This window comes from Streptomyces sp. CCM_MD2014, assembly GCF_000772045.1.
GTDB lineage: Bacteria > Actinomycetota > Actinomycetes > Streptomycetales > Streptomycetaceae > Streptomyces > Streptomyces salinarius.
Window position 1 is genome coordinate 5659154 of record NZ_CP009754.1, and the last position, 22834, is coordinate 5681987.

A 22834-nucleotide genomic window follows, 5' to 3' on the forward strand; every position below is an offset into this window, starting at 1 on the left:
TCGGCGGCCTCCCGCGCGGTCACTCCGACTGCTTGAGCAGGGCGGCGGCCAACTGCTGCGCGGCCCCGTCCGACAGGGACCCGTTGTCGAACGGCAGCCGGTACCACAGCACCGCGAACACCTGGTCGGCCACGAGGTCCACGGGGGCGTGGTACGCCAGTTCGCCCGCACTTCTAGCCGGGCTCTCTGCCGAGGTCGAGCGCCTGCCGCACCGCGGCGGGGATGTCGCCGACGGGGAAGAGCACGTGCCGTACGACGCGGTCGGGTCCGACGACGAGGACGAGGCGTTTGACGCGCAGGCTCTGCCCGGCCCGGAAGGTCGGCAGACGCAGCGCGGCGGTGAGCTGGAGGCGCTCGTCGGAGAGCAGGGGGAACGGCAGATCCTCGGCCCGCGCGAACGCGGCCTGCTCCTGCGGCGTCTGGGTGCTGACCCCGTGGACGGCGATGCCCTCCGCCTGGAACCGCGGCCAGGCGGCACGGAACTGGCGGTTCTCCAGGGTGCAGCCCGCGCTGCCCGGGACCGCCGGTGCGGTGACGTCGGCGGGCACTCCGGGGACGCCCGTCGCGGGGTAGGTGAACAGGACCGTCGCCCGGGCCGCGGCGGCCACGGGATCGTACGCGCGACCGCCGGGGCCCGGGAGCCGCAGGCCGGCCGGGACACGCTCGCCCGCCAAGGAGGCGACCCGGCGCGCCTCGGCCCCCTCGTCGGAAGCCCCGCCGCTGAGCGTGCCGTCCCCCAGCAGCCACCGGTCGGCCCAGTCCTGGAGCGAGACCAGCGTGGGCAGCAGTCCGCGGCCCTGCTCGGTCAGCACGTACTCGTGACGGGGCGGACGCTCCTGGTAGAGGCGTCGCTCCAGCACACCGTGCTCGGTCAGCGTGCGCAGGCGTTCCGCGAGGACCTTGCGGGAGACGGACAGTTCGGTCGCCAGCCGGTCGAACCGCACGTGCCCCCGGGCGACCTCCCGCAGTACGAGCAGACTCCACCAGTCGCCCACCACCGCCGCGGCCTGCGCGATGCCGCAGGCGTCGTCGGCCACGCGTCGTGGATGCATCGTCTCTCCTGGGAAGCGGTAGCGGTAGCGGAAGTCGAAGCGAAGGGGGTTGTGCCGGGCGGCAAACCCTTGGCGGGCCGCCCGGTCCTCATAGTAGGTTCCCTTCGGGAATGCAGTGCGTATCGAAAGGGAACCCACATGTCGCAGCAGACCTGGACAGCCGTCGACGCCTACTTCGACGACCTGCTGGTGGATGAGGACGACGCGCTGCTGCAGGCCGTGGCGGACAGTGAGGCGGCGGGTCTGCCCCCGCACCAGGTCTCTCCCGGCCAGGGCAAACTGCTGAGCCTGCTGGCCACGTTGCGGGGCGCCCGCACGGTTCTGGAGATCGGCACCCTCGGCGGCTACAGCACCATCTGGCTCGCCCGGGCCCTGCCCGCGGACGGACGCCTGGTCACTGTGGAGGCGGACGCGACATGCGCTGCCGTCGCCGCCGCCAACATCTCCCGGGCCGGGCTGGACGGCATCGTGGACCTGCGCGTCGGCAAGGCCCTGGACGTGCTCCCGCGGCTGGCGGACGAGAGGCGAGACCTCTTCGACCTGGTGTTCATCGACGCCGACAAGCCGTCCAACCCCCAGTACCTCGAATGGGCGTTGAAGCTCACCCGGCCGGGCAGCGTCATCATCGGCGACAACGTCGTCCGGAACGGCGCGGTGACCGACGCGGCCAGCACCGACCCCCGCGTCCAGGGCGTCCGCCGCTTCACCGAACTGATCTCCCAGCACCCGCGGCTGAGTGCCACCACGATCCAGACCGTCGGTTCCAAGGGCTACGACGGCTTCACCCTCGCACTCGTCACCCGCTAGAGAGCCGGAGGGAGCGGCATGGCGCAGGCAACCGACGTCCGTCACACCCCCGTGGCACCCACCCGCACCCAGCGGCTGGCGTCCGGCGCGAAGGTCGGCGCGCACCGGCACGACGACCACCAGATCGTCTACGCGGGCCGCGGCGTGCTGTCCGTCACCACCGGCGCCGGCACCTGGGTGGCCCCGGCGAACCGCGCCGTCTGGGTGCCCGCCGGCACCGTCCACCACCACCAGGCGCACGGCGACCTCGAACTGCACCTGGTGGGGCTGCCCGCGTGGGAGAACCCGCTGGGGCTGGACGCCCCCGCCGTCGTCGCGGTGAGCCCGCTGCTGCGCGAGCTGATCATCTCGTACACCCGCACCGAGAACGACGACAGCCAGGAGCACAGACGGCTGCGCGCGGTGCTCCTGGACCAGTTGCGGACCTCGGACCACCAGCCCGTGCATCTGCCGACGCCGCACGACCCCCTGCTGCGGGCGCTCTGCGACCTGCTGCGGTCCGACCCGTCGGACAACCGCACACTCGCCGAACTGGGGCGGGAGGTCGGGGCGAGCCGGCGCACGCTGTCCCGGCTGTTCAGCGACGACCTCGGCATGACGTTCCCCCAGTGGCGCACCCAGCTGCGGCTCCACCGGGCGCTGGTGCTGCTGGCGGAGGACACCCCCGTGACCCGGATCGCCCATCAGTGCGGCTGGTCGTCCGCCGGCGCCTTCATCGACGTCTTCCGCCGCGCGTTCGGTCACACGCCCGGTACGTATCGTCAGCGGAGCGAAAGGAGCGTCTCACTGTGACGGACGGTCACGAGGAAAGGGTCCTGGCCCGGATCGCCAAGGGGCTCGTCTACACCGAGTCGGAAGCGGCCTTCCAGGCCCCTCTGCGGCGGACGGAGCAGATCTTCGCGTACAACCACACCCCGCCGGGCCAGACGGAGAAGCGGCGGTCGCTGCTGACCGAGATCTTCGGCTCGGTCGGCGAACGGACCGTGCTCCTGCCGCCGTTCCACGCCGGGTTCGGCAGCAACGTCCACATCGGCGACGACTTCTTCGGGAACGTGAACCTGACCTTCGTCGACGACGTCGAGATACGCATCGGCCACGGGGTCATGATCGCCCCCAGCGTGACGCTGACCACGACGGGGCATCCGGTTCACCCGTCCCGGCGCGTGGACTTCGGCAGGTTCTCCGAGCCGATCGTGATCGAGGACAAGGTGTGGATCGGCAGCAACGCGGTGGTGCTGCCCGGCGTCCGCATCGGGTACGGGTCGGTCATCGGCGCCGGCAGCGTCGTGAGCCGCGACATCCCTCCGATGTCCGTCGCGGTCGGCACACCGTGCCGGGTGACCCGCACCATCACGGACGAGGACCTGACCACCCGAGCCGCCGCCGCCGACGACTGAGAAGCTGTCCGTCCGGTTGGGCGAAGCGGCTCCCGCGCATCCTGTCCGCGGGCGGCGTCCCCGGCATGCCGGGGACGCCGGGGCCTTCGCCCCCAGCGGTGACGACGCCCGCCCCGACGTCAGTCCGCCACGGCCGTCGCGAACATCCCCGCCTCGTACGAGCCGCCCTTCTGGTGCGTGATCACGGCGAGCCGGTTGGCCGCGTTGATCAGGGCGACCAGGAAGATCAGCGCGGCGACCTGGTCGTCGTCGTAGTGCTTGCGCACCAGGGCCCACGTCTCGTCGGACACGCCCTCGTGCGCGTCGGCGAGCCGGGTGCCCTCCTCGGCGAGGGCCAGCGCCGCCTGCTCGGCCTCGGTGAACACGGTGGACTCGCGCCAGGCGGCGACCAGGTGCAGCCGGACCGCGCTCTCCCCGGCGGCCGCGGCCTCCTTGACGTGCATGTCGATGCAGTGGCCGCAGCCGTTGATCTGGCTGGCCCGCAGCGACACCAGCTCCTGGGTGGCCTTCGGCAGCGCCGACTCGTGCATCAGCATGCCCATGCCCGCGAACCGCTTCGCGAACCGACCGCCGAACTCGTTCTCGAAGAGGTTGAATCGAGTGTCCATGATCTCGTCCTCGCTGTGTCGATGCCTCGGTGACGCACACAAGACACCGGCGCCCCGCCACCCCGTGACAGACCACCGATGTGACACAGGCCACCCTCGACGGCTGTCACGGAACCGCGCCGGCCGGTGTCCTGTGCGCGTGACACCGCCGGAACCGAACGAACGGGAGAAGCTGGTGACCAGCGAGGACAACGGACGCGAACAGGCCGACGCGACCGGCGGCCGCGGCTGTGCGGACGCGGCCACCGAGGACTTCGTCGCCCACCGCAACCTGCTCTTCACCGTCGCCTACGAGATGCTCGGCTCGGCCGCCGACGCCGAGGACGTGCTCCAGGAGACCTGGCTGAAATGGGCGGGCGTCGATCTCGAAACGGTGCGCGACCGGCGCGCGTACCTGGTCCGCATCACCACCCGCCAGTCCCTGAACCGGCTGCGCACGCTCGGCCGCCGCAAGGAGTCCTACGTCGGCTCCTGGCTGCCCGAGCCGCTGCTCACCACGCCCGACGTGGCCGAGGACGTCGAGCTGGCCGACAGCGTGTCGATGGCGATGATGCTGGTCCTGGAGACGCTGGCGCCGGTCGAACGGGCGGTGTTCGTCCTGCGCGAGGTGTTCGACCTCGGCTACGACGAGATCGCCGAGGCGGTGGAGAAGAGCCCTGCCGCCGTACGGCAGATCGCGCACCGCGCCCGCGCGCACGTGGCGGCCCGGCGCCCGCGCGGGGAGGTCACGGCGGCGGAGTCCCGCCGGGCGCTCGCGGCGTTCCAGCGGGCGGTGGAGACGGGCGACCTGCAGGGCCTGCTCGACATCCTCTCCCCGGACGTCGTCCTCCTCGGCGACGGCGGCGGCATCAAGCAGGCGGTGCTGCGGCCCATCGTGGGTGCCGACAAGGTGGCCCGCCTCATGCTCGGCGGACTGGTCAGGCTGCCCGTCGCGGTGACCATGGACCCGGCCCAGGTCAACGGGCACCCGTCCCTGGTCATCAGGCTCGACGGCGAGCTCGACACCGTGGTCGCGGTCCACATGGAGGCCGGGCGCATCAAGGGTCTCTACGCGGTGCGCAACCCGGAGAAGCTGTCGCACATGCAAGAGGCGACGGCCCTGAGCCGCTGACCGACGGCCGGCTCGGCGAGGCTGACCGGCTCAGCGCGGTTCCGGCAGCGTCTCGCCGGTCTCCAGCAGCGTCTTCAGACTGGACAGCAGGGCCGGCCAGCCGTGCTGGATCATCTCGCGGACGGTGCTGCCGGGCTCGAACCCGTCGTGGACGACGGTCAGCTTCACCGAGCCGCCGCCGAGGTCCTCGATGTCGAAGGCGACCTTCGAGCGCCGCTCGGCGGAGAGCCTGGCCAGGGTCTCGTCGTCGATCCCGTTGGCCGCCGCCCATTGCGGCGTGAAGGTGTGCCAGGTGTACGACAGCCGGCGGGGCGGGTCGGACTCGAGGACGACCTGCTCGGGGTGGGCGGTCTCCGCCCCCCGCTCCCGCCACACCACGGGCGACCCGGCCGCCCAGTCGGTGCCGAACTCCAGCCCCCAGTAGCGACGGGTGAAGGCCGGGTCGGTGAGCCCCTGCCACACCTTCTCCGGCGTGGCCTTGATGTACGTCGTGTACACGAACGCGTTGCTGTCCATGGCGGTGTCCTCCAGCGCGTGCTTGAGGTCGGCGAGTGCGTGCACCCGCTCACGGTCGTAGCGGCTGATCCAGCGTTCGGCGATGGCGTTGATCGGTTCGGCGTTGAGGTAGTGCAGCTTCTCCCGGCCCCGCCGCACGGTGGTGACCAGGCCGGCCGCCTCCAGCACCGCCAGGTGCTTGCTGACCGACTGCCGGGCCATGTCGAGCCCGGCGCACAGCTCGCGCAGGCTCTGCCCGTTGCGCGTGTTCAGACTGTCCAGCAGCCGTCGCCGGCTGCCGTCGGCCAGTGCCTTGAAGACCTCGTCCATCTCCGCCCCTCGTCCATCTCCGCCCCTCTGACATGCAGCTCATTGGCTGCCTTTAACGATAGGCAGCCGAAGGGCTGCATGTCAAAACCCACTACCGCGACGACGGACAACGGCGGGAGACTTTCCCCATGACGGACATGGGGGCACTGCGGAAGGCAGTCACCGCGTGGGCGGCCGGCGGTCCCGGCGGCCCGGCGCAGGACCTGGCCGACCGGCTGCTCGTCCACACCGCCGTCCTCCTCGAAGGACCGAGCGACGCGGCGGCCGTCGACGCGATGGCCGCACGGCACGGCCGGGACCTGGCGGCGGAGGGCGTCTGCGTGCTCCCGATGGGCGGCGCGATGAGCGTCGGCCGCTTCGCCGACCTCCTCGGGCCCTCCGGCCTGGGCCTGCGCCTGGTGGGCCTGTGCGACGAACGGGAGCAGGACTTCTACGCCCGGGCCCTGAAGCGCGCCGACGCGCCACCGCACAGCCTCTTCGTCTGCGCGGCCGACCTGGAGGACGAGCTGATCCGCGCGCTGGGCGTGAGTGCGGTGACCGAACTCGTCGAGGCGGAGGGCGAGTCGCGCCGCCTGCAGACCTTCCTCCAGCAGCCCGCCCAGCAGGGCCGCGCCGCCCAGCAGCAGCTCCGCCGCTTCCTCGGCACCAAGGCGGGCCGCAAGATCCGCTACGGCCGGGTGCTGGTGGAGGCCCTGGACCCGGCCCGCACACCGGCTCCACTGGCCGGGCTGTTCGCGGCGCTGTGAGGGCCCGCTGTCAGCGTTGACGTTTCACCCTCCGCGAGAACACCTCGAACCGGCGAGACACCTGATCGACCTGTCTGGCATCTACCTACCGCACAGGGCCTGGGCGCGCAGTTCCAGCAGATCAACGCAATCACGGAGATCCGGTCGCGGCAGGTCAGCGCGCTCGCGCATCAACGCGATGGCCTGAATACTGCGTCCAGCGGCCACCAGTTCGTCGACTTGCCGCCGGTCCTCGGCTGAAAGGCGTTCCCACAGAGGATTGTTCACCTGCACATTGAAGCGCTCCGGCATCACAGGCTCCCCAAGTTCCCACAGGTCCGTCAGCACCCTGTGGCCCGAGCCGCGCGGCCGTGAACCGGACCCGAACAGGGCGATCCCCCCAGCGTATGGGCGCCACCCCAGCTCGCCCTTGCACGTCCGCCTCGGACTTGATCGCTCGGACAAGCCGTCCCCTCCGGCGACGGCTGCACACCGCCCTGTGTGAAGCGCGGTCGATCTGCGCAGCCCTACATGCGGGATCTCAGCACGTCGACCTCGCAGCCCGGTGCGAACGGGTCGAAGCCGTGTTCGGTCAGCCAGCGGACTGCCAGCAGACTCCGCAACGACCACCACGCGTGGATCACATCGAGGTCGATGTCGGTGCCGTAGCCGGTGAGGACGTCGTCGAGGTGTTCCTCATGCCCCAGCGTGAAAGTGGCGAGGTCGTACAGGGCATCGCCCTGGCCCGCCTCGGACCAGTCGATGACGCCCGTGACCTCGTCGCCGTCGACGAAGACGTGCGCGATCTGCAGGTCGCCGTGCGTGAACGCCGGAGTCCACGGCCGGAGCGCGGCCTCGGCGACCCGGCGGTTGCGGGTGACCAGGTCCGCGGGCAGGAGGCCGTTGGCCACCAGTAACTCGCACTCGTCGTCGAGTTCCGCCGCCAGCGCGACGATGCTCCGCCCGGCCCGGCCCGGCCACGACGGAAGCGGCGCGTCGTGCAGCTTCCGGATGGCGGCGCCCGCCGCGGCCCACGCCGCCGACGACCCGGTCGACGGCCCCCCGAGGCGCCCGAGCGTCGTCCCCGGCAGCGCGGTGATCGCGAGCACGGGCGGCTTGTGCCACAGGACCTTCGGGGTCGGGACCGGCGCGAGGGACATCGCCTCGACCTCGACGTCGATGCGCGCCTGATCGGCGTCCACCTTCAGGAACAGGTCGCCCACGCGCAGAGTCGCGCGCTCGGAATGGGCGACGACGACTTCGACCTCATCCATGGGCGGCCAGTATTCCGGGGTAGATCGCCGGCGTCGCCGGATTTCTCAGGCCGCCGACAGCTCGCACCACACGTACTTCCCCCGGTTGCCGTGTCTGGCCAGCGGGTGCCAGCCCCATACGTCGGCGCAGGCCCGCACCAGCGCCAGCCCCCGCCCCTCCTCCAGCTCGGTCACCCTCTCGAACTTCGCGGGCGGCTCCGGAGGTTCGGGGTCCGCGTCCCACGCCCCGATCCGCAGCGTGCTCGGCGGCGACCAGCGGATGCGGAGGGCGGCGGGGCCTTTGGTGTGCCGTACGGCGTTGGAGACCAGCTCCGTGGCGAGCAGTTCGGCGACGTCCACGAGGCGGATCAGGCCGTGCATCGTGAGGACCAGACGGAGGGTGCGGCGGCTGATGGTGACGGCGCGCAGGTCGTTGGGGACGTAGAGGGAGTACTCCCACGGTTCGTTTTCGGGCATGCGGGACTCCTCGCAGAGGGCGGTGGGGTGAGGGCGGGGCCCGGTGTCATTGCCGCAGCCGTCATGGCAGGACGGGGCGGTGCGCTTCCGGTGACCCGGTGTCGCACGGTGTGCGTCGCGTCACCGACGGTAGATCTAAATTTAGAGACGCGGCAAGTCGATCGCGTAATCTGACGCCGAACGAGTTGCGCCAACGGGCGGGTAAGGAGGGCCAGTCGATGGTAAAGAGGCGCGAACCAACGGCACGTCAGGTGCGACTGGCTACCGAATTGCGCAGGCTCCGAGAAGCGGCGGGACTCAACTCCCGCCAGGCGGCGGAGCTGCTCGGTGTGGCACCCGCCCAGATCACCCACATCGAGTCCGCCCTCGCGGGTGTGAGTGAGCAGCGAGTTCGCCGCCTGGCCTCCCACTACGCCTGTACCGACGAGAAGTTCATCGACGCCCTCGTAGCCATGGCCACCGAACGGACGAACGGCTGGTGGGAGGAGTATCGCGGCCTCCTGCCCACGTCATTTCTGGACCTGTCCGAGCTGGAGCACCACGCCAGATTCCTCCGCCACGTGGCGATCCTGTACGTGCCGGGACTGCTGCAGACCGAGGACTACTCGCGCGCCGTCTTCTCCGCAAGATTGCCCGAACTGACCGCCGAGGAGCTGGAGTTGCGTATTCAGCACCGCAGGGCCCGGCAGAAGTTCACCACCCCTTACGAAGCGGTGGTCCATGAGGCGGCGCTCCGCATCAGGGTCAGCGACCGTGCCACTTCGAAGGCGCAACTGGCGCGACTCCTGGAGCTTTCCGAGGCGGACCATGTCACCGTACGCGTCATCCCCTTCGACCTGGACGGTTTCTCCGGAGCCTCCAGCACCATGACCTACGTGGGCGGCCCTGTACCCAAGCTGGACACAGTGGTGCGCGACGCACTGCACGGATCGGCGTTCATCGATTCCGAGGCTCAGCTCAACACCTATCGAACGAGCTTTCTTAAGGTGGAGTCCGAATCGCTCGACCCTGAACAGTCGCGTGACTTCATCCACAGCCTGTCGAAGGAGATCTGAGCCCCATGGACAACTGGCGCAAGTCCTCCCACTCGGGTCCGGGGGACGGCAACGAATGCGTGGAGATAGCCACGTCGGCTACCCACGTCGCCGTTCGTGACAGCAAGGCCCCCGCCCGAGCCACCCTCAGCTTCCCCCGCGCCGCCTTCACGCGCTTCCTCGCGACGGTGGAGGAGCCGGAGGGAACCCCGCCTCCCCGCTGACCCAGCACACCTCACCGGGGCTGCCGTCGCCCACGTCGAACTGGCAGCACTCGGCGCCGACGGCGGCGGCGAGGTCGGTGAACGTCTTCCTGATGCTCGCCGACCGCTCGAACAGGCGGCTCATGCCCGACGTCGCCGCCCAGAACTCCAGGGAGGCGTACCGGGGATCGAGGAGGGGAAGGGAACCGGACCGTCAGGTAGACGTACCCGATCCGGACCCGTCCGTTCTCCTCGGGCGGGAGTCCATACGACTCCGCGTACGCCCGCACCGCGTCGTCGACCGGGAACATGAGGGACGTGTCCAGGTCGAACGTGTCGATCGAGGAGCAGTCGACGGGCTCGCTGCGGAAGCCGGACGTGAACGGGAGGGTGATCCGCTCGCCCCCGGGCAGCGTGACGTCGAGCGGCGGCACATCCCGGGACGGGGACGCCAACTCGGCCACGGCGGCCAGCGCCCCCGAGACGTTGCGCGGCCGCAGGTGGATGTCGTAGCCGTAGGTCAGGCCCATGCCCCCGATCCTGCCGGACCGTGCACCGCTGTCACACCCCACCGGTACCGTCGGATCATGCCCACCCAGCCCCCCGCGGCCCCCGGCGAGCGGCGGCTCGCCACTCTCGAAGGCGTCCTGGAGCGGATCACGTACGCCAACGAGGAGAACGGCTACACGGTCGCCCGCGTCGACACCGGCAGAGGCGCCGGCGATCTGCTCACCGTCGTCGGCGCGCTGCTCGGCGCGCAGGTGGGGGAGTCGCTGCGGATGGAGGGGCGCTGGGGGTCCCACCCGCAGTACGGCAAGCAGTTCCACGTGGAGAACTACACGACGCTGCTGCCCGCCACCGTGCAGGGCATCCGGCGTTATCTGGGGTCCGGGCTGGTCAAGGGGATCGGGCCGGTCTTCGCCGACCGGATCACGCAGCACTTCGGGCTGGACACGCTCACCATCATCGAGGAGGAGCCCAAGCGGCTCATCGAGGTGCCCGGGCTCGGGCCCAAGCGGACCAAGAAGATCGCCGACGCCTGGGAGGAGCAGAAGGCGATCAAGGAGGTCATGCTCTTCCTCCAGACCGTCGAGGTGTCCACGTCGATCGCGGTGCGGATCTACAAGAAGTACGGGGACGCGTCGATCTCCGTCGTCAAGAACCAGCCCTACCGGCTCGCCGCCGACGTCTGGGGCATCGGGTTCCTCACGGCCGACAAGATCGCCCAGTCCGTCGGCATCCCGCGCGACAGCCCGGAGCGCGTGAAGGCCGGGTTGCAGTACGCGCTGTCGCAGGCCACCGACCAGGGGCACTGCTACCTCCCCGAGGAGAAGCTGATCGCCGACGCGGTGAAGCTGCTCCAGGTGGACACCGGGCTCGTCATCGAGTGCCTGGGCGAGCTGGCCGCCGAGCCGGAGGACCCGGACGAGGATCCCGGGGTCGTGCGGGAGAAGGTGCCGCATCCGGAGGGGGGTGAGCCGGTCACCGCCGTCTATCTCGTGCCCTTCCACCGGGCCGAGCTGGCCCTGGCCGGGCAGTTGCGGCGTCTCCTCCACACGGAGGAGGACCGGATGCCCGGCTTCCAGGACGTGGCCTGGGACAAGGCGCTCGGGTGGCTGAGGGGGCGCACGGGCGCCGACCTCGCGCCGGAGCAGGAGGCGGCCGTCAAGCTCGCGCTCAGCGAGAGGGTCGCCGTCCTCACCGGCGGGCCGGGATGCGGCAAGTCCTTCACCGTGCGGTCCATCGTGGAGCTGGCGCGGGCCAAGAAGGCGAAGGTCGTGCTCGCCGCACCCACCGGGCGGGCCGCCAAGCGGCTCTCCGAGCTGACCGGCGCCGACGCGTCCACCGTGCACCGGCTGCTGGAGCTGAAGCCCGGCGGCGACGCGGCCTACGACCGGGAACGGCCGCTCGACGCCGACCTGGTCGTGGTGGACGAGGCGTCGATGCTGGACCTGCTCCTCGCCAACAAGCTCGTGAAGGCCGTGCCGCCCGGGGCCCATCTGCTGCTCGTCGGGGACGTCGACCAGTTGCCCAGCGTGGGGGCCGGGGAAGTGCTCCGGGACCTGCTCGCGCCCGGCAGTCCCGTGCCCGCCGTCCGTCTCACCCGCGTCTTCCGGCAGGCGCAGCAGTCCGGGGTCGTCACCAACGCCCACCGGATCAACGCCGGGCAGCACCCCGTCACCGACGGGATGAAGGACTTCTTCCTCTTCGTCGAGGACGACACCGAGGAGGCGGGGCGGCTCACCGTGGACGTCGCCGCGCGGCGCATCCCCGCGAAGTTCGGGCTCGACCCGCGCCGGGACGTGCAGGTGCTGGCGCCCATGCACCGGGGACCCGCCGGGGCCGGGACGCTGAACGGGCTGCTCCAGCAGGCCGTCACCCCGGGGCGTCCGGACGTGCCGGAGAAGCGGTTCGGCGGCCGGGTGTTCCGGGTCGGCGACAAGGTTACCCAGATCCGCAACAATTACGAGAAGGGCGAGAACGGCGTCTTCAACGGCACCGTCGGCGTCGTCACCTCGCTCGACCCGGTGGACCAGCGCCTCACCGTGCTGACGGACGAGGACGAGGAGGTGCCGTACGACTTCGACGAACTCGATGAACTGGCGCACGCCTACGCGGTGACCATCCACCGGTCCCAGGGGAGCGAGTACCCGGCGGTGGTCATCCCCGTGACGACCGGCGCCTGGATGATGCTCCAGCGGAACCTGCTGTACACGGCGGTCACCCGGGCGAAGAAGCTGGTCGTGCTCGTCGGGTCGCGCAAGGCGATCGGACAGGCGGTGCGGACGGTGTCGGCCGGACGGCGCTGTACGGCGCTCGACTTCCGGCTGGCGGGCCCCCGGCCCTGAAGCCTTCCCGTAAACCTCCCGGCCCGTGTGAAAAAAATGATCGATCAAACGAGTCGGAAAGGTCACACAGCACTTCCGGATGGGCCCCGCAGGGGGCAGGATGAGCAAGTTGACGGCACTGAGTGCCGTCAATAGGCCCGATGGGCGACCCCGAGTGCACTCTCCTGAGCCAAGTGGGGGATGGTAGAGACAGTCAGGGCACCTCGAAGATGAGGCACTACGTCGGTGAGGGAAGACGTGAGCGACAACTCTGTAGTACTGCGGTACGGCGACGGCGAGTACACCTACCCGGTGATCGACAGCACCGTCGGCGACAAGGGCTTCGACATCGGGAAGCTCCGCGCCCAGACCGGGCTGGTGACGCTGGACAGCGGTTACGGCAACACCGCCGCCTACAAATCCGCCATTACCTATCTGGACGGCGAAGCCGGCATCCTGCGGTACCGCGGCTACCCGATCGAGCAGCTGGCCGAGCGCTCCTCCTTCGTCGAGGTCGCCTACCTGCTGATCAACGGTGAGCTGCCGACCGTCGACGAGCTGTCCGCGTTCAAGGACGAGATCACGCAGCACACCCTGCTGCACGAGGACGTCAAGAACTTCTACAAGGGCTTCCCGCGCGACGCCCACCCGATGGCCATGCTGTCGTCGGTGGTCTCCGCGCTGTCGACGTTCTACCAGGACAGCCACAACCCGTTCGACGAGCGTCAGCGCAACCTCTCGACGATCCGGCTGCTCGCGAAGCTTCCGACGATCGCGGCCTACGCGTACAAGAAGTCGATCGGCCACCCGTTCGTCTACCCGCGCAACGACCTCGGCTACGTCGAGAACTTCCTGCGCATGACCTTCTCGGTCCCGGCGCAGGAGTACGAGCTGGACCCGACGGTCGTCGCGGCCCTCGACAAGCTGCTGATCCTGCACGCGGACCACGAGCAGAACTGCTCGACCTCCACCGTCCGCCTGGTCGGCTCCTCGCAGGCGAACATGTTCGCCTCGATCTCCGCCGGCATCAACGCCCTGTGGGGCCCGCTGCACGGCGGCGCCAACCAGTCGGTGCTGGAGATGCTCGAGGGCATCCGCGACGCGGGCGGCGACGTCGACTCCTTCATCCGCAAGGTGAAGAACAAGGAGGACGGCGTCCGCCTGATGGGCTTCGGCCACCGGGTCTACAAGAACTTCGACCCGCGCGCCAAGATCATCAAGGCCGCCGCGCACGACGTTCTCTCCGCCCTCGGCAAGTCCGACGAGCTGCTGGACATCGCGCTCAAGCTGGAGGAGCACGCGCTCTCCGACGACTACTTCGTCTCGCGCAGCCTCTACCCGAACGTCGACTTCTACACCGGCCTCATCTACCGGGCCATGGGCTTCCCGACCGAGATGTTCACGGTCCTGTTCGCCCTCGGCCGGCTGCCGGGCTGGATCGCCCAGTGGCACGAGATGATCAAGGAGCCGGGTTCCCGCATCGGCCGCCCGCGCCAGATCTACACGGGCGTCGTCGAGCGCGACTTCGTCCCCGTCGAGGCGCGCTGAGCCGTACGGCACCCCCGCAGCGCACCCGGGCACCGCGCATCCGGTGAGTCCCGTACCGCCCCGAGTGGTACGGGACTTTTCCGTGCCCGAACCCCTGAAAAGGGGTGCGGGACAGCAGAAGGCGCCCTGGCGCCGGTCCCCCCACGGGCCGACGAACCAGGGCGCCTTCCCATGTCCCGGTGCGGATTCCCCCCACGGGATCCGGCCGGGCGTCTGTGAGGACAGCGCCTGAATCGCTGTGTCGTGCTCTTCGCTTCGTGCTCTTCGTGTCGTGCTCGTCGTGCGGTCTGCCGGGACAACGCACGCCCGGGAGGGCCGCTCAAAGCTTCCCGGTGTACGTGTCCCGGCAACGCAGCTCTGGGAAAGTCCCCCAAGACATCCCCAGATGCCAGGTCGCGCCCCCCAAGACGCTGCCTGACATCGCCAACTTAGACCTTCGAACCCCTTCGATGGTTACGTTCGCATCACTGTGATCTGCGTCTCTTGCATATGTCCTTTACGTGCGCAAGAGCCCCGTACGTCGTGCGGGGCTCAAGCGTAAGGAAGATGCGCGAGCCTTGTGAAGAGCTTATGTGAGGTGGGTGCCGGACTCCAGAGGCTCAGCCCCACGACCTGCGTGAAATGCGGACCGGTGCGAGGGTCAGTGAAAGGTGCGCAGGCGGAGGCTGTTGGTGACCACGAAGACCGACGAGAAGGCCATCGCCGCGCCCGCGATCACCGGGTTCAGCAGCCCGGCGGCGGCCAGCGGCAGCGCGGCCACGTTGTAGCCGAAGGCCCACACGAGGTTGCCCTTGATGGTGGACAGGGTGCGCCGGGACAGCCGGATCGCGTCCGCCGCCACCCTGAGGTCCCCGCGCACCAGCGTCAGGTCGCCCGCCTCGATCGCCGCGTCCGTCCCCGTGCCCATCGCCAGACCCAGATCGGCGACGGCGAGCGCGGCCGCGTCGTTGACGCCGTCGCCGACCATGGCGACCGTACGGCCCTCGGACCGCAGCCGCTCCACCACCGCGACCTTCTCCTCGGGCAGCACCTCGGCGATCACCTCGTCGATGCCGACGGCCGCCGCGACCGACTCGGCCACCCGTCGGTTGTCGCCGGTCAGCAGGACGGGCGTCAGACCCAGCCGGCGCAGCCCGGCCACCGCCTCGGCGCTGGTCTCCCTGACCGCGTCCGCCACCGCGACGACCCCGCGAGCCTCGCCGTCCCAGCCGACGACGACGGCCGTACGGCCCCGCCGCTCGGCCTCGTCCACGGCGCGGGACACCTCGGGCGGGAGGGCGTCGTACAGGCGCCCCACGGCCACCTCACGGCCCGCCACGCGGGCCCGTACGCCCCGCCCGGGGAAGTTCTCGAAGCCCTCGGCCCCGGGCAGCGTGCCGAGCCGCTCCTCGGCACCGGCCGCGACGGCACGGGCCACGGGGTGCTCGGAGGCGTGCTCCACGGCCCCGGCGAGCCGCAGCAGTTCCTCCTCGTCGGTGCCGTCGGCGGCGTACACCTCGTGCAGGGTCATGCGGCCGGTGGTGACGGTGCCGGTCTTGTCCAGGACGACGGTGTCGACGCGGCGCGTGGACTCCAGCACCTCCGGGCCCTTGATGAGGATCCCGAGCTGGGCGCCCCGGCCCGTGCCGACCAGCAGCGCGGTCGGCGTGGCCAGCCCCAGCGCGCAGGGACAGGCGATGATCAGTACGGCGACGGCCGCGGTGAACGCGGCCACCGTGTCACCGGTGGTCCCCAGCCAGCCGCCGAAGGTGGCGACCGCGATCAGCAGGACGACCGGGACGAAGACCCCCGAGATCCGGTCGGCGAGGCGCTGCACCTCGGCCTTGCCGCTCTGCGCGTCCTCCACCAGCTTCGCCATCCGCGCCAGCCGGGTGTCGGCGCCGACCCGGGTCGCCTCGACGACCAGCCGGCCCCCGGCGTTCACCGTGGCGCCGGTGACGGCGTCGCCCACGGTCACGTCCACCGGCACGGACTCGCCGGTCAGCAGGGAGGCGTCCACCGCCGAGGCGCCCTCGGTCACCGTGCCGTCGGTGGCGATCTTCTCGCCGGGCCGTACGACGAACCGGTCGCCCACGGCCAGCCGGGAGACCGGTATCCGCACCTCGCGGCCCTCGCGCAGTACCGCGACGTCCTTGGCGCCCAGCTCCATCAGGGCCCGCAGCGCGGCGCCGGCGCGGCGCTTGGAGCGGGCCTCCAGCCAGCGGCCGAGGAGGAGGAAGGCGGTGACTCCCGCGGCGGCCTCCAGGTAGATCGCGGAGGCGCCGTCGGCGCGGGAGACGGTGAGGTCGAAGCCGTGCCGCATGCCCGGCATGCCCGCGTCCCCGAAGAACAGCGCCCACAGCGACCAGCCGAACGCCGCCAGAGTGCCGAGCGAGACCAGCGTGTCCATGGTGGCCGCGCCGTGCCGGAGATTGGTCCAGGTGGCACGGTGGAAGGGCAGCCCGCCCCAGACCACGACGGGCGCGGCCAGGGTGAGCGAGAGCCACTGCCAGTTGTCGAACTGGAGCGCCGGGACCATCGCCAGCAGCACCACGGGCGCGGCGAGGAGGACGGAGACCAGCAGGCGCTGGCGCAGCGCCGACAGCTCCGGGTCGTCGTCGCCGTCCCCGGCGCTCCCCTCCCCGGCGCCCGCCTCGGCGGCGGACGGCTCCGGGGGCGGCGCCGGCTCCTCGGCCGTGTACCCGGTCTTCACCACGGTGGCGATCAGGTCGGCGACCTCGGTGGTCGCCGGGTAGCTGACCCGGGCCTTCTCCGTGGCGTAGTTCACCGTGGCGGTGACGCCGTCCATGCGGTTGAGCTTCTTCTCGACGCGGGCCGCGCAGGAGGCGCAGGTCATCCCGCCGATCAGCAGCTCGACCTCCGCGAGGCCGGGACCGGAGTCGGTTCCGGGGGCGGGGCCGGTCGCCGTCGGGGCGGTGCGGGTGTCCGCGGTGGTGCTGGTCATGGTCCGGACTCCAGGACGGGGGTGGGTGCGGCCGGATCAGACCCGGCCGACGAGCTCGAAGCCGGCCTCGTCCACGGCGGCGCGCACGGCCGCGTCGTCGAGGGGCGCCTCGGAGACGACGGTGACCTCGCCGGTGGAGGCGACGGCCTGCACGGAGCGGACGCCCGCGATCTCGGAGATCTCGCCGGAGACGGCGCCCTCGCAGTGGCCGCAGCTCATTCCGCTCACCTTGTAGACGGTGGTGACGGAGCCCTGGGCGGTGTCGGTCTGGGCGGTCATGTCGTTACTCCTCGTGGAGGGGGCGTGCGCGGGCGGGTACCCGCGGGTCCGGGCTGGACCACTCACCACCCACTGTACCCCTAGGGGGTATGGCTTCGAATGAGCCTGCCGTGAGATGTGGGGCGAGGTGGAAACTCCGCCACGACAGTCGCGGCCGCCACGGGGCACGACGGTCGGTCACGACGGTACGGAAATGAGGGTGACGGATGCGCGCGGTCGTGTTCGAGCGCTTCGGGGAGCCGGCCGAGGTGTGCGAGGTCGCCGACCCCGCGCCCGCGCCGCACGGCGTGGTGGTGCGGGTCGAGGCCACCGGGCTGTGCCGCAGCGACTGGCACGGCTGGCAGGGGCACGACCCGGACATCACGCTGCCGCACGTGCCCGGTCACGAACTCGCCGGCGTCGTCGAGGCGGCCGGTGACCGGGTGACCGGGTGGCGGCCCGGTGACCGGGTGACCGTGCCCTTCGTCTGCGCCTGCGGGAGCTGCGCGGCGTGCGCGGCGGGGGACCAGCAGGTGTGCGAGCGCCAGACCCAGCCGGGCTTCACGCACTGGGGTTCCTTCGCCGAGTACGTGGCGCTCGACCACGCCGACGTCAACCTCGTCGCCGTGCCCGACGGCATGTCGTACGCCACGGCCGCCTCGCTCGGCTGCCGGTTCGCCACCGCGTTCCGGGCCGTGGTGCAGCAGGGGCGCGTCGCGGCGGGGGAGTGGGTCGCGGTGCACGGCTGTGGGGGCGTCGGGCTGTCCGCGGTGATGATCGCCGCGGCGGCGGGCGCGCGCGTGGTCGCCGTGGACGTGTCGCCCCGCGCGCTGGAGCTGGCGCGCACCTTCGGCGCGGTGGAGTGCGTGGACGCCTCCCGGACGCCGGACACGGCGGCGGCCGTCCGCGAGCTCACCGGCGGCGGCGCCCACCTCTCGCTGGACGCCCTCGGCTCGCCCGTCACCTGCGCCGCGTCCGTGGCCGGCCTGCGCCGCCGCGGACGGCACGTCCAGGTCGGGCTGCTGCTCTCGGCGGACGGCACCACACCCGTGCCGATGGCCCGCGCGGTCGCCCTGGAGCTGGAGCTGATGGGCAGCCACGGGATGGCCGCGCACACCTACCCGCCGATGCTGGAGCTGGTCCGCGCCGGAGTGCTCCGGCCCGACCTGCTGGTGACGTCCACCATCGGCCTCGAGGCGGTCCCGGGGGCCCTCGCGGCGATGGGGACGGCCCCCGGCGCCGGGGTGACGGTCATCGAGCCCCTGCCGACACGGTGATGGTCATCGGGCCGTGACGGCCGCCCCGGGGTGGCCGGGGCGGGAGTCGCCGTGCCGTCGCGGGGCGTCGGGGTGCCCGCGGTGTACGGCCCACTCGTGGTCGAGGACGGCCATCAGGACCTCGTCCACCCACACCCCGTCCCGCCGCTCCACCTCGCGCCGCACGCCCTCGCGCACGAAGCCGACCTTCTCGTAGACCCGCAGCGCCCGGTGGTTGTGGGCGTAGGCGTCCAGCTGGACGCGGTGCAGGCCGAGTCCCTCGAAGGCGTGGCCCACGATCAGCCGGGTCGCCTCGGTGCCGACGCCCCGGCCGCGTCCCCGGGGGCCGATCAGGGTGCGGAAGGTGCAGGAACGGTTCGCGGGCTCCCAGTCGTGGAGCACGACCTCGCCGAGCAGTTCCCCGTCGGCGGGGTCGGTGACCGCGAGGTCGAGGCGGTCGGGCCGGGCGCTGCGGGTGCCGTACCAGTCGCGCAGCACCCGAGGGGTGAGTTCGCGTGGCGGGGAGCCGGTGAAGTGCGCGACCTCGGGATCGTTGACGATCTCCCACATGCGCTCGGCGTCCGCCTCGGTGAACGGCCGCAGCACGGTCCGGTCACCGGTCAGCACGGGTTTGACGGAGAAGTCCATGGCCCGAACTGTGCCCCACGCGGCCGCGGGGCACCGAACGGTTTTCCGACAGTGCTTGTTACGCAGGGACCGCGCCCCCTACTTGTTCCGGTTGCGCGGGCGGGACGCCACCCAGGCCCGGACCGTGTCCGCGTACCAGTACGGCTTTCCTCCCTCCACGTGGTCGGGCGGGGGCAGCAGCCCGTGCTTGCGGTACGACCGCACGGTGTCCGGCTGGACGTGGATGTGGGCCGCGATGTCCTTGTAGGACCAGAGCCTTCGGTCGGTCACTCTTTGCACCTCCCTGCGCGCGCCGCGGCGGCGACCGGGGACGGCCGCCGGGGGGAGCCGGGCGCTGCGCCGGCGATCACCAAGCCTGTTCCGGGTGAACGACGCCGGGTGAGGGGCGGTCGGGGGCCGTGCCGGGGTGTGACGGAAGACCCGCAGGCGCGTGACATGTGTGACCCGGAAGGTGCTTTCGTGACACGAGTGCCACACAGACGTACGCCGTCGTTCAGGCGCGGCGCGTTGACTGCGGCGGTGGGAGGTGTTCCGTTTCCGCGTCCCTCGATGGTCTCCCGACCGTCACCCGGGACACGTCGTCCGAATGTCCGGACAAAACATTGACAGGCCGCACGCACGGGGCTAGAAACCGGGGTGACGCAAGGGCGCGGGCAAGGAGGGAACGCGATGGCGCACGACCCGACGGCACACGGCCGGGGCGCCGGTTCCCCCACCGAACGCCTCCGGCGCGGGAAGGCGGCCTCGCCCTGGCAGGAGCGAGGCACGAGCGCCAACTCCCCGCTCGCACCGGCTCCGCGCCGGAGGTTCCCGCGTCGCGCCCCGACGCGGGGCGGCCACACTGCCCCACGTGTCTACGCGGACGCCCAAACCGCAGACACAGTGTCGGGCGCGCCCGCGGCGCCCGGCTGCTGGGATGGAGTCAGGGCCGAGACCGCGATCCGAGCGTCGCCGGTCCCGGCCCGTGAACGGCAGCACGAGCAGCGCGAGCGGTACGTACGGCATGAGCCGTACGAGCGGCACGAGCTGTACCAACGGCACGTCTCGACCCGTCGCCGCCATCTGTGAAGGAGTTCTCGGTCATGACGAACATCGTCAACCACTGGATCGGCGGCAAGACCGCCGAAGGCGCCTCGGGCACGTACGGGCCGGTGACCAACCCGGCGACCGGCGAGGTCACCACCAAGGTCGCCTTCGCCTCCGTCGACGAGGTGGACGCCGCGGTCGCCGCCGCCAAGGAGGCGTACCTGACCTGGGGTCAGTCCTCCCTGGCCCAGCGGACCTCGATCCTCTTCCGGTTCCGCGCGCTGCTGGACGAGCACCGCGACGAGATCGCCGGGCTGATCACCGCCGAGCACGGCAAGGTGCACTCCGACGCGCTCGGCGAGGTCGCGCGCGGCCTGGAGATCGTGGACCTGGCCTGCGGCATCAACGTCCAGCTCAAGGGCGAGCTGTCGACGCAGGTCGCCACCCGCGTCGACGTGTCCTCGATCCGGCAGCCGCTCGGCGTCGTCGCGGGCATCACGCCGTTCAACTTCCCGGCGATGGTGCCGCTGTGGATGTTCCCGATCGCCATCGCCTGCGGCAACACCTTCGTGCTCAAGCCGAGCGAGAAGGACCCGTCGGCCGCCGTGAAGCTCGCCGAGCTGCTCTCCGAGGCCGGCCTGCCGGACGGCGTCTTCAACGTCGTGCACGGCGACAAGGTGGCCGTCGACCGCCTCCTGGAGCACCCGGACGTCAAGGCGGTCTCCTTCGTCGGCTCGACCCCCATCGCCCGCTACATCCACACCACCGCCTCCGCGAACGGCAAGCGCGTACAGGCACTCGGCGGCGCCAAGAACCACATGCTGGTGCTGCCCGACGCCGACCTCGACGCGGCCGCCGACGCGGCGGTGAGCGCGGCCTACGGCTCGGCCGGCGAGCGCTGCATGGCCATCTCCGCGGTCGTCGCCGTCGGCTCCGTCGGCGACACGCTGGTCGAGAAGATCCGCGAGCGCGCCGAGAAGATCAAGATCGGTCCGGGCACCGATCCGTCCTCCGAGATGGGCCCGCTCATCACCAAGGCGCACCGCGACAAGGTCGCCTCCTACGTCGAGGGCGCCGCGGCCGAGGGCTGCGAGGTCGTCCTGGACGGCACCGGGTACACCGTCGAGGGGCACGAGGACGGCCACTGGATCGGCCTCTCCCTGCTGGACCGGGTGCCGACCACCGCCAAGGCGTACCAGGACGAGATCTTCGGCCCCGTCCTGTGCGTGCTGCGCGCGGAGACCTACGAGGAGGGCGTGGCCCTCATCAACGCCTCGCCGTTCGGCAACGGCACCGCGATCTTCACCCGGGACGGCGGCGCGGCCCGCCGCTTCCAGCTGGAGATCGAGGCCGGCATGGTCGGCGTGAACGTGCCGATCCCGGTCCCCGTCGGCTACCACTCCTTCGGCGGCTGGAAGGACTCGCTCTTCGGCGACCACCACATCTACGGCAACGACGGCACGCACTTCTACACCCGCGGCAAGGTCGTCACCACCCGCTGGCCGGACCCGGCCGACGCCCCCGCGGGCGTGGACCTGGGCTTCCCGCGCAACCACTGAGGCAGCGCAACCACTGAGGCAGCGCAGCCACTGAGGCCGCGCAGCCACTGAGGCCGCGCACCACTGAGGCCGCGCAACCACTGAGGCCGCGCAACCACTGGAGCCGTGCGGACGCCCCCGGCTCGCCGAGCGACACGGCGGCCGGGGGCGCCGGCGCGTCACCGGCGGTTCACTGGCCGATCGCCGCGTCCCGCTGCTCCCTGACCTGCTCGGTGAGGTCGCCGGTCTCGGCGGCGGGCGGGGCCGTGATCTCCTTGGTGGCCCCGAACTTCACGAAGTCCATGTTCACCGTCATCCCGGCGCCGGTCTGCGACATCCGCACCGGCAGGTCCTTGCCGTCGACCCAGATGTCGCAGGTCATCTTCCCGCCGTTCGCCTCCAGGGCGGTGATGGCGGCCTTCTTCTCGGCCTCGGTGAGCTTGGACTTCTCGATGTGCTCCGCACCGACGCTGCCCCGGTAGTGGGTGGTCTCCTTGCCGAGGACGGTCTCCTCGCCGAGGTTCTCCACCTCCGAGGAAGCGGCCAGGTAGCGCAGCCCCGCCGTCGGGTCCGCGTTGGCCGCCATGTTGTCGGCGCCCGCCTCGCCCGTCACGGCGGCGACGTCGACGCGCATCCATTCCTTGCCCGCGAGGGGGCCGTTGGGCTGGGGATCGACGTCGTAGTAGTAGGCGCCGTCGACCATGACGACCCGCGTCGTCGGGTCGTCCTGGAGGGCGCTCATCTGCGCGGCGGCGGTGTCCATCTCGACGTCCATGGCGGCGCCGTCGCCCCAGGAGTACGTGCCGTCCATGGAGACCGGCTCGCCGCCGGCGGCCTCCAGCGTGGTCGTCGTCCTGACCTCGGCGGAGCCCAGCTCCTCGGTCCGGTCGGTGGCCCGGGTGAGGGCGGCCATGATCGTGTCCGCCTTGTCCACGGCCTTGTCGGCCGTCTCGGCCGCCGTCTTCGCGCCCTCCGAGCCGCACGCGGTCGCCACGACCATCGCGGCCGCCGTCAACCCCACCCAGGCCGCGGTGTACTTCAGCTTCATGAGTCCCCACCCGTTGCCGTGTTCCTGTGATTCATCTGTGCGAAGGACTCTACCGTCGGCCACCGACAGCGTCCGGATACCGGACGACGGCACGTTTTTTTGCCCCGGGCCCTACGGTTCCCGCACGCCCCAAAGGCCCGTGGCGTCAAGGGGAGTATTGCTGTTTCCGGATGCTTGACGGTTTCGATCAACGGTTTCCGTAGGTAAACACCCATTGACGCAGCGGTTTTCGTCGTTATTCCATCTGG

General features: G+C 71.1%; 24 protein-coding genes and 1 pseudogene. 12 read left to right on the forward strand and 13 right to left on the reverse strand.

Annotation, left to right across the window (positions count from 1 at the left end; translation table 11 throughout):
* Positions 1-19: 19 nt before the first annotated feature.
* The gene (locus tag NI25_RS40530; protein ID WP_267886344.1) at positions 20-142 is read right to left on the reverse strand and encodes a hypothetical protein; all 123 of its coding nucleotides are present in this window, start codon (positions 140-142) and stop codon (positions 20-22) included.
* A 31-nt stretch (positions 143-173) separates the two neighbouring features.
* Positions 174-1052, reverse strand: coding sequence for a winged helix-turn-helix transcriptional regulator (locus NI25_RS25310; protein WP_061444639.1), 879 nt, complete (start codon positions 1050-1052; stop codon positions 174-176).
* Positions 1053-1190: 138 nt separating this feature from the next.
* On the opposite strand from NI25_RS25310, the gene NI25_RS25315 reads away from it, so the two are divergent.
* Genes NI25_RS25315 through NI25_RS25325 form a run of 3 tightly spaced genes read left to right on the forward strand, consistent with a single transcriptional unit; the run spans position 1191 to position 3256 of the window.
* Positions 1191-1859 carry an O-methyltransferase gene (locus tag NI25_RS25315; protein WP_061444640.1) on the forward strand — a complete coding sequence of 223 codons (669 nt, stop codon included), beginning with the start codon at positions 1191-1193 and terminating at the stop codon, positions 1857-1859.
* An 18-nt stretch (positions 1860-1877) separates the two neighbouring features.
* On the forward strand, positions 1878-2651 hold the full coding sequence (locus NI25_RS25320) for an AraC family transcriptional regulator (protein ID WP_061444641.1): 774 nt from the start codon (positions 1878-1880) through the stop codon (positions 2649-2651).
* The gene (locus NI25_RS25325) at positions 2648-3256 is read left to right on the forward strand and encodes a sugar O-acetyltransferase (protein WP_061444642.1); all 609 of its coding nucleotides are present in this window, start codon (positions 2648-2650) and stop codon (positions 3254-3256) included. The genes NI25_RS25320 and NI25_RS25325 overlap by 4 nt, the downstream gene beginning before the upstream one ends.
* A 119-nt stretch (positions 3257-3375) precedes the next feature.
* Here NI25_RS25325 and NI25_RS25330 read toward each other — a convergent pair whose 3' ends face one another.
* Positions 3376-3864, reverse strand: coding sequence for a carboxymuconolactone decarboxylase family protein (locus tag NI25_RS25330; RefSeq protein WP_061444643.1), 489 nt, complete (start codon positions 3862-3864; stop codon positions 3376-3378).
* 133 nt (positions 3865-3997) lie between these two features.
* Here NI25_RS25330 and NI25_RS25335 point away from each other — a divergent pair, with 133 nt between their 5' ends.
* Entirely contained in the window at positions 3998-4975 is a 978-nt protein-coding gene (locus NI25_RS25335) for an RNA polymerase sigma-70 factor (protein WP_061444644.1), read from the forward strand.
* 30 nt (positions 4976-5005) lie between these two features.
* On the opposite strand, the gene NI25_RS25340 is transcribed toward NI25_RS25335, so the two are convergent.
* Positions 5006-5800 (reverse strand): ArsR/SmtB family transcription factor, encoded by a 795-nt coding sequence (locus tag NI25_RS25340; RefSeq protein ID WP_061444645.1) that lies wholly within the window; start codon positions 5798-5800, stop codon positions 5006-5008.
* A 128-nt stretch (positions 5801-5928) separates the two neighbouring features.
* Here NI25_RS25340 and NI25_RS25345 point away from each other — a divergent pair, with 128 nt between their 5' ends.
* Positions 5929-6546, forward strand: a complete 618-nt coding sequence (locus NI25_RS25345; protein WP_061444646.1) for a TOPRIM nucleotidyl transferase/hydrolase domain-containing protein — start codon at positions 5929-5931, stop codon at positions 6544-6546.
* A gap of 81 nt (positions 6547-6627) precedes the next feature.
* Here the strand turns inward: NI25_RS25345 and NI25_RS39270 are convergent, their stop codons facing one another.
* The 3 genes from NI25_RS39270 to NI25_RS25355 all read right to left on the reverse strand — a co-directional run bounded on the left by NI25_RS39270 (position 6628) and on the right by NI25_RS25355 (position 8255).
* The gene (locus NI25_RS39270; protein ID WP_148315155.1) at positions 6628-6837 is read right to left on the reverse strand and encodes a hypothetical protein; all 210 of its coding nucleotides are present in this window, start codon (positions 6835-6837) and stop codon (positions 6628-6630) included.
* Between the two features lie 215 nt (positions 6838-7052).
* Positions 7053-7799, reverse strand: a complete 747-nt coding sequence (locus NI25_RS25350) for a phosphotransferase family protein (RefSeq protein ID WP_061444647.1) — start codon at positions 7797-7799, stop codon at positions 7053-7055.
* Between the two features lie 45 nt (positions 7800-7844).
* Complete coding sequence (locus tag NI25_RS25355) at positions 7845-8255, reverse strand: ATP-binding protein (RefSeq protein ID WP_061444648.1); 411 nt, start codon at positions 8253-8255, stop codon at positions 7845-7847.
* Between the two features lie 218 nt (positions 8256-8473).
* Here NI25_RS25355 and NI25_RS25360 point away from each other — a divergent pair, with 218 nt between their 5' ends.
* Together NI25_RS25360 and NI25_RS25365 are read left to right on the forward strand one after the other, a co-directional pair.
* Positions 8474-9310: a helix-turn-helix domain-containing protein gene (locus NI25_RS25360; RefSeq protein WP_061444649.1), complete on the forward strand. Its 837-nt coding sequence runs from the start codon at positions 8474-8476 to the stop codon at positions 9308-9310.
* Positions 9311-9315: 5 nt separating this feature from the next.
* Positions 9316-9513 (forward strand): DUF397 domain-containing protein, encoded by a 198-nt coding sequence (locus tag NI25_RS25365; RefSeq protein ID WP_061444650.1) that lies wholly within the window; start codon positions 9316-9318, stop codon positions 9511-9513.
* Between the two features lie 11 nt (positions 9514-9524).
* Here the strand turns inward: NI25_RS25365 and NI25_RS25370 are convergent, their stop codons facing one another.
* Positions 9525-10022: a hypothetical protein gene (locus NI25_RS25370; protein WP_233520775.1), complete on the reverse strand. Its 498-nt coding sequence runs from the start codon at positions 10020-10022 to the stop codon at positions 9525-9527.
* A gap of 57 nt (positions 10023-10079) precedes the next feature.
* Here NI25_RS25370 and NI25_RS25375 point away from each other — a divergent pair, with 57 nt between their 5' ends.
* Together NI25_RS25375 and NI25_RS25380 are read left to right on the forward strand one after the other, a co-directional pair.
* Positions 10080-12341 (forward strand): ATP-dependent RecD-like DNA helicase, encoded by a 2262-nt coding sequence (locus NI25_RS25375; RefSeq protein WP_061444651.1) that lies wholly within the window; start codon positions 10080-10082, stop codon positions 12339-12341.
* A gap of 237 nt (positions 12342-12578) precedes the next feature.
* Positions 12579-13868 (forward strand): citrate synthase, encoded by a 1290-nt coding sequence (locus tag NI25_RS25380; RefSeq protein ID WP_061444652.1) that lies wholly within the window; start codon positions 12579-12581, stop codon positions 13866-13868.
* 640 nt (positions 13869-14508) lie between these two features.
* Here NI25_RS25380 and NI25_RS25385 read toward each other — a convergent pair.
* Complete coding sequence (locus NI25_RS25385) at positions 14509-16812, reverse strand: heavy metal translocating P-type ATPase (protein ID WP_061444653.1); 2304 nt, start codon at positions 16810-16812, stop codon at positions 14509-14511.
* Positions 16813-16848: 36 nt separating this feature from the next.
* Positions 16849-17091, reverse strand: coding sequence for a heavy-metal-associated domain-containing protein (locus NI25_RS25390; protein ID WP_061444654.1), 243 nt, complete (start codon positions 17089-17091; stop codon positions 16849-16851).
* A 206-nt stretch (positions 17092-17297) separates the two neighbouring features.
* Here NI25_RS25390 and NI25_RS25395 point away from each other — a divergent pair, with 206 nt between their 5' ends.
* Entirely contained in the window at positions 17298-18347 is a 1050-nt protein-coding gene (locus tag NI25_RS25395) for a zinc-dependent alcohol dehydrogenase family protein (protein WP_061444655.1), read from the forward strand.
* A gap of 3 nt (positions 18348-18350) precedes the next feature.
* Here NI25_RS25395 and NI25_RS25400 read toward each other — a convergent pair whose 3' ends face one another.
* Positions 18351-18974 carry a GNAT family N-acetyltransferase gene (locus NI25_RS25400; RefSeq protein WP_061444656.1) on the reverse strand — a complete coding sequence of 208 codons (624 nt, stop codon included), beginning with the start codon at positions 18972-18974 and terminating at the stop codon, positions 18351-18353.
* 78 nt (positions 18975-19052) lie between these two features.
* Positions 19053-19244, reverse strand: a complete 192-nt coding sequence (locus NI25_RS39790) for a helix-turn-helix transcriptional regulator (RefSeq protein WP_061444657.1) — start codon at positions 19242-19244, stop codon at positions 19053-19055.
* A gap of 549 nt (positions 19245-19793) precedes the next feature.
* On the opposite strand from NI25_RS39790, the pseudogene NI25_RS40355 reads away from it, so the two are divergent.
* Together NI25_RS40355 and mmsA are read left to right on the forward strand one after the other, a co-directional pair.
* Positions 19794-20042 (forward strand): annotated as a pseudogene (locus NI25_RS40355) (hypothetical protein); the annotation flags it as partial.
* 14 nt (positions 20043-20056) lie between these two features.
* Positions 20057-21559, forward strand: coding sequence for a CoA-acylating methylmalonate-semialdehyde dehydrogenase (gene mmsA, locus NI25_RS25415; protein ID WP_061444659.1), 1503 nt, complete (start codon positions 20057-20059; stop codon positions 21557-21559).
* A 169-nt stretch (positions 21560-21728) separates the two neighbouring features.
* Here the strand turns inward: mmsA and NI25_RS25420 are convergent, their stop codons facing one another.
* Positions 21729-22586: a hypothetical protein gene (locus NI25_RS25420; protein ID WP_061444660.1), complete on the reverse strand. Its 858-nt coding sequence runs from the start codon at positions 22584-22586 to the stop codon at positions 21729-21731.
* Between the last annotated feature and the right edge of the window lie 248 nt (positions 22587-22834).